Annotated in this window: 9 protein-coding genes; 4 read left to right on the top strand and 5 right to left on the bottom strand. The window is 64.6% G+C overall.

All coding sequences use genetic code 11. The features are described from left to right. Nucleotides 1-195: 195 nt before the first annotated feature. The 3 genes from NCI01_RS00815 to NCI01_RS00805 all read left to right on the top strand — a co-directional run bounded on the left by NCI01_RS00815 (nucleotide 196) and on the right by NCI01_RS00805 (nucleotide 3,706). A complete protein-coding gene (locus tag NCI01_RS00815) occupies nucleotides 196-498 on the top strand; it encodes a hypothetical protein (protein ID WP_254179570.1) in 303 nt (100 codons plus the stop codon). A 260-nt stretch (nucleotides 499-758) separates the two neighbouring features. Beyond that, nucleotides 759-3,005: an Ig-like domain-containing protein gene (locus tag NCI01_RS00810; RefSeq protein ID WP_254179569.1), complete on the top strand. Its 2,247-nt coding sequence runs from the start codon at nucleotides 759-761 to the stop codon at nucleotides 3,003-3,005. 254 nt (nucleotides 3,006-3,259) lie between these two features. Beyond that, nucleotides 3,260-3,706 carry a hypothetical protein gene (locus NCI01_RS00805; protein WP_254179568.1) on the top strand — a complete coding sequence of 149 codons (447 nt, stop codon included), beginning with the start codon at nucleotides 3,260-3,262 and terminating at the stop codon, nucleotides 3,704-3,706. Nucleotides 3,707-3,959: 253 nt separating this feature from the next. Here the strand turns inward: NCI01_RS00805 and NCI01_RS00800 are convergent, their stop codons facing one another. Continuing rightward, nucleotides 3,960-5,216, bottom strand: coding sequence for a PIN domain-containing protein (locus NCI01_RS00800; protein ID WP_254179567.1), 1,257 nt, complete (start codon nucleotides 5,214-5,216; stop codon nucleotides 3,960-3,962). A 332-nt stretch (nucleotides 5,217-5,548) separates the two neighbouring features. On the opposite strand from NCI01_RS00800, the gene NCI01_RS00795 reads away from it, so the two are divergent. After that, entirely contained in the window at nucleotides 5,549-6,217 is a 669-nt protein-coding gene (locus tag NCI01_RS00795; protein WP_254179566.1) for a recombinase family protein, read from the top strand. A 92-nt stretch (nucleotides 6,218-6,309) separates the two neighbouring features. On the opposite strand, the gene NCI01_RS00790 is transcribed toward NCI01_RS00795, so the two are convergent. From NCI01_RS00790 to NCI01_RS00775, 4 genes are all read right to left on the bottom strand, one after another. Further along, entirely contained in the window at nucleotides 6,310-7,089 is a 780-nt protein-coding gene (locus NCI01_RS00790) for an HNH endonuclease family protein (protein ID WP_254179565.1), read from the bottom strand. An 85-nt stretch (nucleotides 7,090-7,174) separates the two neighbouring features. Further along, nucleotides 7,175-9,199 carry an AAA family ATPase gene (locus tag NCI01_RS00785; protein ID WP_254179564.1) on the bottom strand — a complete coding sequence of 675 codons (2,025 nt, stop codon included), beginning with the start codon at nucleotides 9,197-9,199 and terminating at the stop codon, nucleotides 7,175-7,177. Between the two features lie 317 nt (nucleotides 9,200-9,516). Then, complete coding sequence (locus tag NCI01_RS00780; RefSeq protein WP_254179563.1) at nucleotides 9,517-11,136, bottom strand: hypothetical protein; 1,620 nt, start codon at nucleotides 11,134-11,136, stop codon at nucleotides 9,517-9,519. A 43-nt stretch (nucleotides 11,137-11,179) separates the two neighbouring features. Further along, nucleotides 11,180-13,108: a DUF262 domain-containing protein gene (locus NCI01_RS00775; RefSeq protein ID WP_254179562.1), complete on the bottom strand. Its 1,929-nt coding sequence runs from the start codon at nucleotides 13,106-13,108 to the stop codon at nucleotides 11,180-11,182. Between the last annotated feature and the right edge of the window lie 201 nt (nucleotides 13,109-13,309).

Raw genomic sequence — 13,309 nt, 5'->3', positions numbered from 1 at the left:
AGGTGAAGAAGTTCTAGGAAGAAGAGGATTCCCTCTCCGGTGGGGTTTGGGATGTGCTGACAGACCTGACAGCGGGTGATCTACAGGTTGTCGGCTGAAGGAGTCCCGTCCTCTTCTCCGGGCTCTCGTCCCCGAGCGGTGACGAAGCTCGCTAGACGACCCACGAGATGCAATCAGCGCAGTCGGGATCGCGCGATGCTCGACGCGTCGCGAGCGGCTGCAAGGTCCGCCGCCCACCAAGAGGGCATGAACGATTTTGCATCTGACACGAACGCCAGACTGCTCACCGCCTGCACGGTGGCGGTCGACGTCGTACGTCTCCACGCTTTGATCGACCGCGCGGAGGCTCCGACACCTTCAGCCGAGGTGATGACCGAGCGGGTCACTCGCGCGACGCCCGAAGGCGCGCGGCCTCTCGCCCAGACCTACGCCGTCGCCTTCGACCGCTACTGCCGTCGTCTGCGTGGGCTGGTCGACCAGTACTCGGCACCGGACTGATCGACGGGAGCGCGAACCGGGTCGCCCCGCACACCTTCCGAAGTAGCGGGCGGGTATCGAGATCAGCCGCGCTACGCCCCGCACACCCCAGGTACGAGCACGACCGACCGACGAGAGGGAGGTTCCCAATGCGGACCCCGACACGACTCCGAGCCGCAGTCGCGGCGTTTCTGACCACCGCGCTGGTCTCCATGGCCGCGCCCGCCACGTCTGACTCCACCACGATCCGCGACGGCGCGTCCGCCGCCGCCCCCGTCGTCGTGGACTTCACCGTCAGCGGTGCGACGTGGGACGCCACCAGCCGCACCATCACCATCACTGGCACGAACTTCACCTCCGGCGGGGTGACTCTCGTCCGGCTCGACGGCTCGACCGGGCCCATCGACAGCCGCGACCAGACCACCATCACCATCAAGCTCCCCGGCCCGCTGCGAGACGGCAGCTACACGATCGAGGTCGTGCGTGAGGCCTCGCCTGAGGCCTCGCCTGAGGTCCCTCCGCTGAGCCTCAGCACCACGCTGAAGATCGGCTCCACTGCCACCGATGCGCCCGTGATCGCCTCTGCGGACCTAGACGCGATCGCTCACCGCCTGACCCTCACCGGTACCGGCTTCACCTCCGCAGTGGGGATCCTGAATCGGGACGGGTCTACTTCACCGCCGCTGAGCACCACGGCCACGCGCGCCGTCTTCCCGCTCCAGTTCCCGCTCTCCAGCCTCACCGGCGGCACATCGACCGCGAGGTTGATCCACGACCTGGCGTCGTACCCGTCGAGTGACAACACGAGCTTCACCCTCACGCTGCCGGACTTCCGTATCCATCTCACCGACGTCGCGTACGACGCGGAGACGCGTGTCGTGACCGTCACGGGCACTGGCTTCAACGACCGCAATGTCACGACCGGCGGTTTCAGGCTCGATGGCACGACGGAGAGTTCTCCGGCGACGGTGGTCAGCGGGACCACCGCGACCTTCGTCGTCCCGCAGGCCCTGCCCGCCGGCCAGACCGTGACCTTCTCGCTCCTCGCCCAGGACCTGCCCGGATCCGGTCAGTTGGTCGGCGACAGCACGACCTACCTCGTTCCCGACACCCCGCAGCCAGACCCGAACCCCGACCCGGCGGCGCCGCTGCCGGCTCGAGCTTGGGACCTGATGCTGTCTCTTCAGGACGGACGCGACTGGCCGGGCGGCACAGTGACCGTGTCCGTGCTCCAGGAGTGGGCTTCGAGCAACGGACTTCGGATCGGCGACGTCCGGCTCGTGCCCGGCCAGACGGTCCAGTACGCGCCCGACGCACACACCGACCCGACGACCGGCGGTATCAACGACCCCGTGTGGACGGGCCCCGCCCCCACCGACGACGGCGTCCTGTCACTCCCTGACCCGGCGTCTTGGTCCTGGTCCGCCGACGAGAACTTCCTCGGCGCACAGTCGCCCGCGGGCCGCGTCACCGTCCAGTTCCCCACCGCGTCGCTCGACGGTCCGTGGGAGCTGGAGGATGACCAGAGCGGTCGGTTCTGCCCTCGTCCGGTGACGATCATCAAAACGATCTTCGACGTCGACGTGGTCGACACTGACGTCCCCGGCCCGGACGGCGCCTACCTGCCGCGGGGCTACCGGGTACCGGTTTCTGAGCGCGTCACCGGAACCCCTGTCCCGGCAGACGACGGGTGCGCCGCGGTCGCGGCGGACGACATCGTCGAGCTCGCCCCCGGCGAGTCGCTGGACGTACCCGTGTTGGAGAACGACTCCTATGCGGGCGAGCCTCTCGTCGAGCTCGACCAGTCCGTCAAGTTGCCTGCCGGACTGTCCGCCACGGTTCTGTCCTCGGGCAAAGTCGCCGTCACGCCGGACTCCTCCCTGACTGGACAGATCGTCGAGGTGCCCTACGACTTCTTCGACGTCGGCGGCTTCTGGAACGAGGCAGGGGCCACGCTCCGGTTGAAGGTCACCGCTCCGTCGACCCCGACTCCGGAGCCGGAGCCGGAGCCGGAGCCACCGACCCCTACGCCCCCGACGCCCGAGCCGCCGAAGGTGAAGGGCCCGACCGCGCGGCCCGACCGCGCGAGCGCGACCTACGACGAGCCCGTAACGATCAACGTCGCCCGCAATGACACGTTCACCGGCGAGTACGCGATCGAGGTGCTCCGCGGCACAGTCCCCCACGGCGTGAAGGCGAAGCAGGTCGGCAATGGCCGCATCGTGGTCATCGTCCCGGAGCGTCTCGCCGGCAAGACGTTCTCGTTCCGGTACGAGATCGAGGACGAGACCGGGCAGTCCGATACGGCGCAGATCACCGTGAAGGTGGCGGAGGTACCCGTCATCATCGGTGGCGCCGACTTCCCGATGCCGACCACCACCGCAACGCCGGCCATCGTGCAGGCGGCGCCCACGGCTTCCGAGGTCAGCCAGCTCGGTTGGTTCGGCGGTGTCGCCGGGCTTCTCGCGGTCATGGTTCTCCTCGCGCTGCTCCGAGAGAGGTGGTTGCGAGGTCGGCGGTCGGCCTGATCTTGCGGGTCAGGCATGCCGTCGTCCCTTGTGACCACCGCGCTGCCGCCGCGTCACAGGGACACGGCTGGCGTGCGGCATCCACGAACACGCATCGGGTGCACGAACCCACTTCATCCGCACACAGGAGCGCCATGAACACTGAGAGCACGACCTCCGCGCCATCCGGCCCCTTGACATACCGCGAGAACCGAGCTCACGCCCTGACCGCCGCCGACCTTCTCCTCGCAGGCGTCCGAGACGACGTCGATAAAATGACTGAGATCCTCGATCGCACCATGGGTCACCACGGACCGGTGGTCGCGACTGCTTTCCGCTGGGTCGTGGTGACCGCCGCTCGCAGCGTCAGCGCACCTGGGCTGCCGCTGCTGCCCCGCGACTCGGCGTTCATCGCCGACCGGGCCCGCAGCCTCGTCCTCGCTCTGTCCCGCAACGCCGTCGCCGGTGTGGACGTGCCCCGTGCACTGCGCGTCTCGCTGCGCATGACGGGTGAGGCATGGTTGACCGATCCGCACGTGCTGGTCCTCGACACCACCGACCCTGAGGCGATCACCGAGGTGGCAACGGTGTGCATCGAGCTCGCGGTCGCCGCGGCCGGGTGTCTGGACGTCGCCCCAGAGGAGTACGTCGCCGGCGCCGTCCGGGTCGCCATCAAGCAGAGCTTCCAGTCCATCGCCGCAGCTCTCGACGACCTGGAGTGACCACAACTCGACGAGCCGCGACACTGTCGCAACGGCACGTCATTAACGCGCATCGGAGGCCGCCATGACCAGCAACGACTTCCTGAACGAGGAGACCGAGACCACCCGGCGCGAGCTGATCGCGCGCGGGACGCGGCAAACATCGCGGCGCGCTCAGCCCGCGATACTGCGAGGGTCTCGGAGTCGCAAGAGTCGAGCCGAGTGCACCGGTCGGGCAGGCCTCCCCCAACCCGCCCTTTGTCAGGGTGCGGCCTCACGACGGCGATGAACCATGTGGCGGGAAGAGGACCGGATACCACTCGCTACGTTCGTGGTCGAGAACCTGCTCGGCTCGGTCGAACTCGATCTCCGTCACTCTCCTAGTGGAACCGTCGGCGACCGCGCGGAAGTGCAGCCACACGGTGTTGCCCAGTCCAACGCGTACGACCTCGTCTTCTGGGTAGGCCTCTATCTCGATGACGTGTGGAAGCTCGTTGTTGTAGAAGAATGCGGCGCTCATCTGGCCCTCGAACCCGATGTCTGCCATGACCTCGGCCTCTATGGACAGCGAGCCGTCTGCGTGAACGTCGTAAACGCGCCACTTTGCAGTCTGCTCGTACGGCACTACGTCGTCGATCTCGATCTCCCAAAAGTCGTTCGGGAAGTCGATTCTTGTGAAGTCGAGCCATCCAAGATCGTCCTGTCGACGACTTGATACGCGCGAACCCGCTAGCCGAGTGGCGTGCCACGCCAAGGCAATGGCGGCTGAGACTGCCTGCTCTGCTTCATCCGGCGCCCAGGACAACTCCACCGAGGGGCTTTCCGCAATGACCGCTGTCTGGGCATCGTGAACTGCGGCGAGAAGCGAGACTACGACCTTGTCCGTCAACAGAGCTTGGAGATCGGGAACGACCCGGAAGTTGGGTCTCAGGTCCTCTGGCAGATCGGCTGCGAGTTCCGCGGCGAGCACACCCGGCTTGTCCAGATAGTCGCCTGCGTTCGCAGTAACGAAAATGACGAGCTGACCCTCATGACATCTCGAGACCCGCTCGACGAGCGTCTCCCACACAAGAGCGTCACGGTATCCCTTCCCACTTGGTTGAAAAGGCTTGCGGCGGTCCAAATCGCGGTTCACCACCGCCAAGTGTGGGACCTGGGGCATCGGAAGCACCTCACCTCCAGACTCCCGGACTTTGCGTTCGATGGCGGTTGTTACGGAAGCGCGGGATAACTCTTCCGGCGCCGGGTCGATCGCTACGACATAGCCACTCGAAATGGGAACACCAGCGTCGGAAAGGCGTCTGTGCTGCTTCGCAAGCTCGACTCCGTGTTGGTACGCCTTCATGTGCGTCGCATGCGTGTGTTCGATGAACTGACGCGACGCCTCCATCGCGACTACCTGCGGAACCGCGAGTGCAACGAGTTCTCGCGTAGTTAGCGACCACATCTGCTCCCATCGGAGACCGGCCATGGTCCAGTCACGATGAAGAGCAGTGGCATCGACGATGATCAACAGCTCGGGGTCGGACATCGCTCTCCCTGTTCCTGTCGCTTGCGTGTGAGTGCATTCGATCACGAGGCGAGGATCGCGACGTTGTTGTGGTTGGCCGACTGACCCGAGTCCTCGGAGGATGGCTCGTCGTTGTTGCTAGGGAAGGGAAACACCTTCGCCGAGGAGCCGCCGGCGCGGCGTTAGGCGGCGGAGGAAACCCTGCTCGGAACGGGCTATCCACAAGGTCGCGTGCCTTGTCGCACGTGGGCGGGTCAAGCACATCGGCGACGGGTCCTGACCGACCACTTCGCTGCCAACCGCCCCGCCTGACCGACCACACACCTGTCGGTGTGCGGAGTCATACTCCCGGCATGGCGAAAACGACCGATAGCGACGCGGCTCTCGACGCACCGCCGGAAGCCGGCTCCGGCCGCGCCGAAACGCTGCGCCGAAAGCAAGGCAGCTCTGCGCCGAGTTCTGGCGCACTCGTCGGATACGCCCGAGTGTCAACTGAACTCCAGGTGCTCGACCGGCAGACCGACGCGCTGACCGACGCCGGCTGCTCGAAGATCTTCACCGACAAGGTGTCCAGCGTCGTGAAACGCCCCGAGCTCGACGCGGCACTGGCGTACCTGCGCCCAGGCGACACCTTGGTCATCGACGCGCTCGACCGGCTCGGCCGGAAGACCATCGAGCTACTCGCCTTCGTCGACGATCTTCATGCCCGCAAGGTCAACCTGCGGATCCTCACACTCGGTGTCGACACGCGGACTCCGGTGGGCCAGCTCGTGCTGACCGTGATGGCCGCGGTCGCTCAGCTTGAACGCGACTTGCTCCGTGAGCGCACGGCCGGCGGCTTGGCAGCTGCCCGGGCTCGCGGTCGCGTCGGCGGACGACCACGCCGGATGACCGATCAGCAGGTCGACCATGCCCGTGAGCTGCTCGACCAAGGCAAGCCGGTGCGCGAGATCAGCAGGCTCTTGGGGATTCCCGAGGCGACCGTGCGTCGACGTCTAGCGGCGAGGATTAGCGGTAGCTGAACATCCCGATCGAAACAGTCGCCGGTTTCACGCGAGCCGGATCTGGACCACTCTCAGGCGGTCGGACCTCAACTCGCGGATGATCGACCCCTTCATGGCCCGAACAGTCTGTCTAGGGTTCGCCACGTCAGTGGAGCGAGCTGGTCAAGGATGATCGCACGCACTACCCCAGGAAACTCGGCCTGTCGACTAGCGATGCCTATGGCGTGCAGCGTCTCTAAATGTTCGTTGTCGAGGTGCGGGGCGCCCGCTGCGATCTCCTGCAGAGCCTTTTCGGCTGCCAGATGGACCCGTTCGCACGTCCTCTGCCGAGCGTCGCGCAAGGCTAGGCGGTGAAGGCCGCAGGTACGGATCGTCTCGCGGCCGTACACACTGCCGTTCCTTGGCTCAACAGACCCGTCAATATTGAATCGCAGATGACGGGCCGGGTCCCTCCGACCGTACGGGTTGAGAAGCAGGCACTCCTCCGGCGGGTCAGCCTGCGTGCGCGGCCTTAGCCGCGGCGGAGGCTGGCGCACAGGGAAGAGGTTGCCCTTCCAGTCTGAGTTGCAGATGCTGCAGGACAGCAAGTAGTTGCCCCAGTCGTATGCGAGCCACCAGTAGCCGGGCACCCACTTGTCGGAGGGGCGACGTCCCTTCAACGCGGCCACGTACTCCGTCTCGGTCCCTTCCTCGCCAACCTTGCCACCGAACTGGGTGACAGCGCTTTTGGGTGCGAAGTGCTCGACGTCCCCGTGCTGGCCAGCGATAGTAGGGAGTTCGCAATAACCGCAGCGGCCGAACTGTTGGGTCGAAAAGTCGACCTTGAAGCCTTTCCACAGCTGGTTCGTGATTCTTGGTGGCTGAGTCCCACTGCTCGAGTACTGGCCCATCGCAGCCTCTAACGCCTTACGAGCCGGAGCGGCCCGCGTCTCGAACCCCGAGTGCACCGGGGGTGCCGACAACCAGAGCATCAAATCACTTCCGGCGCTCGCGAACCGCGTCCAACACCAGGCTCGCCAGCCGTTCACGCTCTGCTCGTGGCGCGGTAGCGACTCGAATGGCCTCCTCCGCGGCGATCTGTCCGACAACCTGCTCGGCCAATCGCTCCACCGAAGTCTCCGGGTAGCTGTTGGCGCGTTCGCGAAGGATCTGCTCCAGCTCTGCCCGTCGCGACCGAACTGCACTCGTCTGCTGCGGCTCAAGGAGGAGACGGCTGTGTTCCTGTCGCAACCGAGCCGTTTCATTGTCCGTGGTCGTCGTGAGCCGAAACCACTCGCCAGTCAGAAGTTGATCGGCACGAAGGCCCCGGGGCACATCGAGGGGGATCGCGGCGACCCTCCCACCGTCGGCCTTTTCGAGCCTGATCACCTCACCGGAATCGGTCTCCTGCAAGCAGAGGGGGTCGTGTGTCGTCACGATCACGTGCAGTCTCGGGAAGACCTCGCGAAGCAGCGGCACGATGCCCATTCGCCACTGCGGATGAAGGTGTACCTCGATCTCGTCGATCAGGACAAACGCCTCGGCCGTGCGCATGCTGTCCCAGTACGACGAGAGTTGCATCGTCATGTCGGTCGCCATCGCTAGCACCGATCGGAATCCATCGCTGAGATCGGGCAGCGGCGTGGAGTTGCCGTCGATTTGGGCGTAGAGCTTGCCCGCGCGCCTATTCAGACGGTCCTTCTCGTCGACCGGCAGCAGTCTCTTGAGATCACGTGCATGCAGGTTGAACTGCTTCGTCGGAACAGCCTTGGTGTCGGCAAGCCACTTTTCGGCGTCGCTCAGGGGAACGAACGGATCGAAAAGGTTCTCGACACGCACGCGGTCCGCTGGTGGTGAGGGATGGTCTGGGGTGGGTGGTAGTCGGGTTGGTCCGTAGCCGAGGACGAGCAGCCGCGGCGGCGCGCCGGCTACTTCGAACTTGGATGAGTCTCTCCGGAAACGGAGGACCACCTCCGCGCCATCCGAGAAGCGGAGAGTTATCGAACCCCCGCTCGTGCCGCTTCGCACGCAGGCCGACGCGTCTGGGACTAGCCGAGCTCGGGTCTTGTCATCCACCATTGCGAGCGCGATCGCCTTGAGCGCTGTGGACTTGCCGACGCCGTTGTTGCCGACCAGGAGCAGCCACGGCTCGCGCTTGCTGGTCGACTTGGGGAATGACAGCGAGAGCTCTTTGAGGACCTTGAAGTTGCGGATCGTCACATGCGACAAGCGCGCGCCATCGAGATCCTCGACATCAGACGGTTTCTGGATTGGAGGCGGTGCAGCCGGAAGTCTGTCGCCAGTGGCCAGCCGCATCGCATTCGGATCGTCGAGTCCAAGCTCGTCGAACCATTCGCGTGGCGCTCCCGTTTCGTGCAGTGCACGCCGCGCGATCCATCGTCGGATTCCTAGGTACGGCTGGTCCTCGCCGAGCAGCATTGACAGAAGCCGGCCAGGACCGTCCCCGCGTGGCGTTACGTTGTGAATGGCATCGTCCACCTCGGCCGCCGCCTGACTGCGCGCGAAAAGAAGCCCTGGGCGATTCAGTGCCAGCACCTCGACCGTCGTCGCGGCCCTATCGTCGACCCCAACGACGAAGCCGGAGGTGTCATACGTAAAAACCCACTCGGGGCGGTCGCGGTATGGGTCGAGGAGCAGCGGACGTTCCACGTCGAGGTCCGCTCCGCGTGACTCCGCGGGCGCTCGCTTCGCTTCAACTGGGAATCTGCTGCCCTTGAGGTTGTGGCACTCAGTACAGACAAACAACAGGTTTGCCCAGTCGTAGGACAACCACCAGTAGTGGTCCGGCGAGACGCTTCGATCTAGGTTCAGCGCCTCCTCTGGCGGCCGGTGTCGCGAGACTTCTCCAGGATCCGCGGGACTGCCGCAATACGCACAGTGTCCATGGAACGTCTCACGCAGGGCCTGCTGAAGCTGCGGCAGGTAAACGAACTCATGGTCGATTGGCCAGAGTCGCTGCGACCTCTCTTGAGTCGGCAGTTCCGCGAACTCTCGAAGCATTCGAAGGCGGAGGTTCGCCTCGGCGGCAAACCAGCCAGGGATCCGTGGGCGCTTTGTCCTAATCACGACGCTGTTCCCATTCTCGCGGGTCGATCCGCATCTCCACCGGTGGCTGACGGACAGTGCCGAGTCATGGCAGCCGAGAACGGGGAGGAGAGTATCTCCTCGTGTGAGCTGCGACACTGCACCCGCTGCTCTAGACGTTGAGATGTCGCAGTCATCGCGTTCGACCACCAGCTACGCACTGCCCGGGCTCCGCCAACGAGCTGAGAGCCTGCAGCATGAGTCTTTGGGCGAGCCTTGGACACGTGCACCGCCTACGACTTGGTGTTGGGCATGAGATAATGAGGACCGACAAAGCCAATGTGGACTTTCTTGGTTGCTCCGTGGGTGTCGTCGTGGAAGTACACCCGGGGGGCAAGGTCCCCACCGCCCTCGGAGATCTTCAGGTGACTCCACATCGTGGTCCTGCCCGAGGGATCGACGTCCGATGAGACGGGGAGTCGACGGGCCGCGGACAACTTGCTGCTGTTCTGCACTGTCTCGCTTTCGGACATTGACAACTTCTTTGACGTGGCTGGCCAGCCGAGCGGGGGGCCGGACCTGCACCATTCAAAAAATCCACCCTGGAACCCGGACGAACGTGCCTCTGCATACGCTGCCAAGGCCCGGAACCCTCGCCAGGTCGTGTTTCCCCACGCCACAGACTGCGGGGCGGTGTTGATTCCGTCGAGCTCGCGCGGTGCGTCTGGATGGACGACGAGCCAATCGGCCAGATAGGTCTGCGCGGTGAGGATCGCGTCATCCGTGTCCTGCACTTCATCTGGGATGTCGTTCCCAGCGTCGTGTTGGGTTGCCCAGAAGACGGAGCTGAGCTTCTGATCCTCTAGCGTCCGCTTCAACCGATCAAGGTGTCCCCAAGCTTGGTTGAGTTCTCGGTGCAGTGCGTCATGCTCCTCTTGGGCAAGTTCGCGTTCCAGCTCGTGCTCTAGTCTCCGCGCCTCAGCTTGTTCCTCGGAGAGATAGCCATCTTGGTCTACCTCTTTTGGCTTGCCCGGGACGGGTGGTGCTGTCGATGTGAAGTCCGCGAATAGAGGATGCGTTCGACGTCGGGTTGACATCTGTGCGACGGAGTACACGATTCGGTCGATCATCGCGTCCTCGCGAGACGTCATCAGGTGGCCCAGAACGTATCTGTGGCGCCAACCGTCTGACGGATCGTTCAGCGGGGCAGGCGTGTACACGCGGACGCCGCCGCCCCATATGGCGAGCTGACCCAAGGTCTCGCGCATGGCCGTTGCGGCTGCGAAGTCGACAGTGATCACCGAGGCGATTCCTCCCGCTCTCCTGGCGATGCGCTCAGCCCGGAGCCTCCACATGCCGTCGTGACCTGCTGCAGGTTCGCTGCAGACGATTACGGGCAACGTTCGGGCGGGGGATCGAAGGGTGTCCACCAAGACGGACATCTGATCAGCCTCTACCGGCAGGACGTCGATGAAGAGAGGGGATCCACCAAGATGCGGTTTCCCGGGGATGGTTAAGAGGTCGTCGACCAGTCGTGGACGTCCAACTTTCACACGTAAGGACAGGTCATCGCTCTCAACGCGAGTCTCCACCCACATCTGCACTGACGAGCCATCCGTGACCGCGCGGGTGACGGTTGTCCAGGTCGTCGCCTTTCCGTCAGGCTCAGACACAGAGTCCTGGGTGATCCCCTCCATGCCATACACGGCGCCGCCGTGGTCGCGCCCAAGCGCCCTGACCGAGATGGTTCTGTCACGATTCGGCCCGTCGAACGTTGTTGTCCCGTCGGGCAGAGGTTCGGCCAGGGGATCCTCTGTGGCCCATGACGAGAACAGCCGTCGGACTGCCTCGATGTGCCGCGGCGGATCGGCTGGACTTTCATCGGACCACAGGGCGCGGTATTGGACGCTCATTGGAGCCTCGGGCTCGGCGGTGTTCTGAACACGGCGATCTCGATCACTCCTGGCCGTCTTCCTCGAAGTCGTCAAGTAAGTCGTCCTCGTCGTCCTCCTCGACGGCGGGGACGATGTCCGGGCGCGGCCAGACCTGGAGTGCGAGGTGGGTCAGGTGCGCACTGCGTTTGGCGATCCGGTCCTCGTCCCATCGGGTCGGCCACTCTCCGGCTTCGAAGCCATCGACGCCCGGCGGTGGCGCAAGGATGGATGCAGTGGTGATGAGCATGGTGCTCTTCTGCTGTAGCGCAGGCTTCTTGACGGGCCAGGCTTCGTTGCGCATCTGAGCGTTCAGCCGACCGTTGGTCAAGGTGAGGTTGCCGACCATATTGACGGCCTGCTCCCGCTTCGTCACGGCTTCGCCGTCGGGACCGGCCCCTTCAGTGCCTGCGATGGGCCAGTGTTGTTGCCACTTCTGCGGCATGACGTGCTCAATGTTGAGGTACTCCCATCGGGCACGGATCGGGTTCGCATCTTCGGCCTTGTCGTCGCGCAGGTGGTTCTCGATGCCAGCGAAGAAGACTCTTTGTCGCGCTCGGTTGAGCGAGTAGAAGTTCGACCCGAAGATTGCGGCAACGAGCTCACCGTCGTCTGGCCAGTTGCGTGTCTCGCCGGCAAGTCGGGCCAGGTGCTCTTCGACCGCGTCGCCGGCGAGGCCGTCTTGGGCGGCGCGCTCGCTGGCGGCGTTGAGGGCGGTCACGAAGATCCTGTTGTAGTCCTTGCTCGTGAGGCCACAGAGCATTCTCCGGGTGAGGTAGGAGGACAACGCCCTAGCCGCCTTGCCGCGTTGGGCAGGGGAGACGCGGTCGTCGCCGTAGATGCCCAGGATGAGCGGCCATACGGTATTCGTCTTGGTGGCGATCACGAGGTCGACCAGTGACGCGGTGGGCTCATCAGGCGGATTGCTGACGAGCTCGTAGTAGAGGTCTGCGTAGGTGCGGATCTCCCGGATGAGCTCGCCAGCGTTGAAGCCGGCCTCAAGGAGCCAGAGTTTGAACTCGTCGAAGAGTCGTTCGACCGACACGACCTCGCCCCGTCGCACGGTCAACCAGTAGGCGACCACTTGGTCAAGCAGGCTCCGCTTGATTCGACCCGTCACAGTTTCCGCCCGCCAGCGGCGACCGTCCAAGGGAAGCCAGTGGTCTACTAGGAGAGACTCGGCGAGGTGTCGCTCGCCCTGATCCTCCACAAGGCGGAATAGCAGGTTTTTGACTAGGTCGGATTGGGAGAGCTCCACGCCTCGATGGTTGAGGGCCTCGAAGATCACCTGGGCATTGTCGGTCTTCTCGAGAGTGATGCGGACCAGCGCTATACGGGTTTCAAGCGCGCTGTGCAGCGCATCGAGTCTGTCGCTTGGATCGCCGTCGCGCATTGCCCACTCGCGGATGGCGTCCTCGAACCAGGTCCGGGCCTCGGAGATCCGGTGACCATGGTCCGGACACGGCGAGTCATCGTCGGGCTTCCGTACTGCCCACAGATACTGCGGGCGATCCTGCGGGAGCGGCCAGAGCTTGTACTTGTCGTCGGGCCACTTGTCATGAACGGCCTTCTCGCTGTTCTCGACCCACTCGTCGAAGCGGCCTGCCGCGCTATCGGCTCCAACTTCGACCGCGACGCTCCGGGCGGCCGCAAGCATGATCTGCAGCGTCGTAAGGCGCTGTTGACCGTCCACAAGGATGGAGCCGCCGAGCCGCTGGGGATGGTTCGGGGTGGCTTTGACCACGATGGCGCCGAGGAAGTACGTCGGGGGCTCATCAGGCCACTCGTCCTTGACCATGTCCGCGACCACGCTGTCGGCCGCGGCCGCGATGTCCTCCCAAAGCGGTTGCCAGTTGCGCTCCTCGCTCCACACGTAGGGCCGTTGAAACATCGGGATTTCGTAGCGATGGTTGTCGAAGAAGATCGACCCGAGTTTCACGTCTCCGGCTTGCATGCGACTCCTCAATGTGGGCTGATCTGACCTTAAGCGTCACTAGGCCGCGCGTCTGCAAAGTCTGCGGACCGGGCTCGATCCCGCTGGGCAACTGGTTCAACTTCCACTCCCGCGGCTTGTTGCCGTCCCCAAGAGGGTTAGCGCAAGGCGAGGCACCCCAAGCACCCGTCAGTCGGACGCTCTAGCCGAATACCGGGGCGT

This window comes from Nocardioides pinisoli, from assembly GCF_024199985.1.
Classification (GTDB): Bacteria; Actinomycetota; Actinomycetes; order Propionibacteriales; family Nocardioidaceae; genus Nocardioides; species Nocardioides pinisoli.
The sequence above is the reverse complement of the archived record's forward strand: the minus strand, read 5'-3'. Positions and strand labels throughout refer to the sequence as shown.

Bases quoted from the DNA above. Each gene is read 5' to 3' on its own strand.
- NCI01_RS00790 (WP_254179565.1), bottom strand. From the start codon at position 7,089: ATGGGCCAGTACTCGAGCAGTGGGACTCAGCCACCAAGAATCACGAAC.
- NCI01_RS00780 (WP_254179563.1), bottom strand. From the start codon at position 11,136: ATGAGCGTCCAATACCGCGCCCTGTGGTCCGATGAAAGTCCAGCCGAT.
- NCI01_RS00785 (WP_254179564.1), bottom strand. From the start codon at position 9,199: ATGCTTCGAGAGTTCGCGGAACTGCCGACTCAAGAGAGGTCGCAGCGA.
- NCI01_RS00795 (WP_254179566.1), top strand. From the start codon at position 5,549: ATGGCGAAAACGACCGATAGCGACGCGGCTCTCGACGCACCGCCGGAA.
- NCI01_RS00805 (WP_254179568.1), top strand. From the start codon at position 3,260: ATGACTGAGATCCTCGATCGCACCATGGGTCACCACGGACCGGTGGTC.
- NCI01_RS00775 (WP_254179562.1), bottom strand. From the start codon at position 13,108: ATGCAAGCCGGAGACGTGAAACTCGGGTCGATCTTCTTCGACAACCAT.
- NCI01_RS00800 (WP_254179567.1), bottom strand. From the start codon at position 5,216: ATGTCCGACCCCGAGCTGTTGATCATCGTCGATGCCACTGCTCTTCAT.
- NCI01_RS00815 (WP_254179570.1), top strand. From the start codon at position 196: ATGCTCGACGCGTCGCGAGCGGCTGCAAGGTCCGCCGCCCACCAAGAG.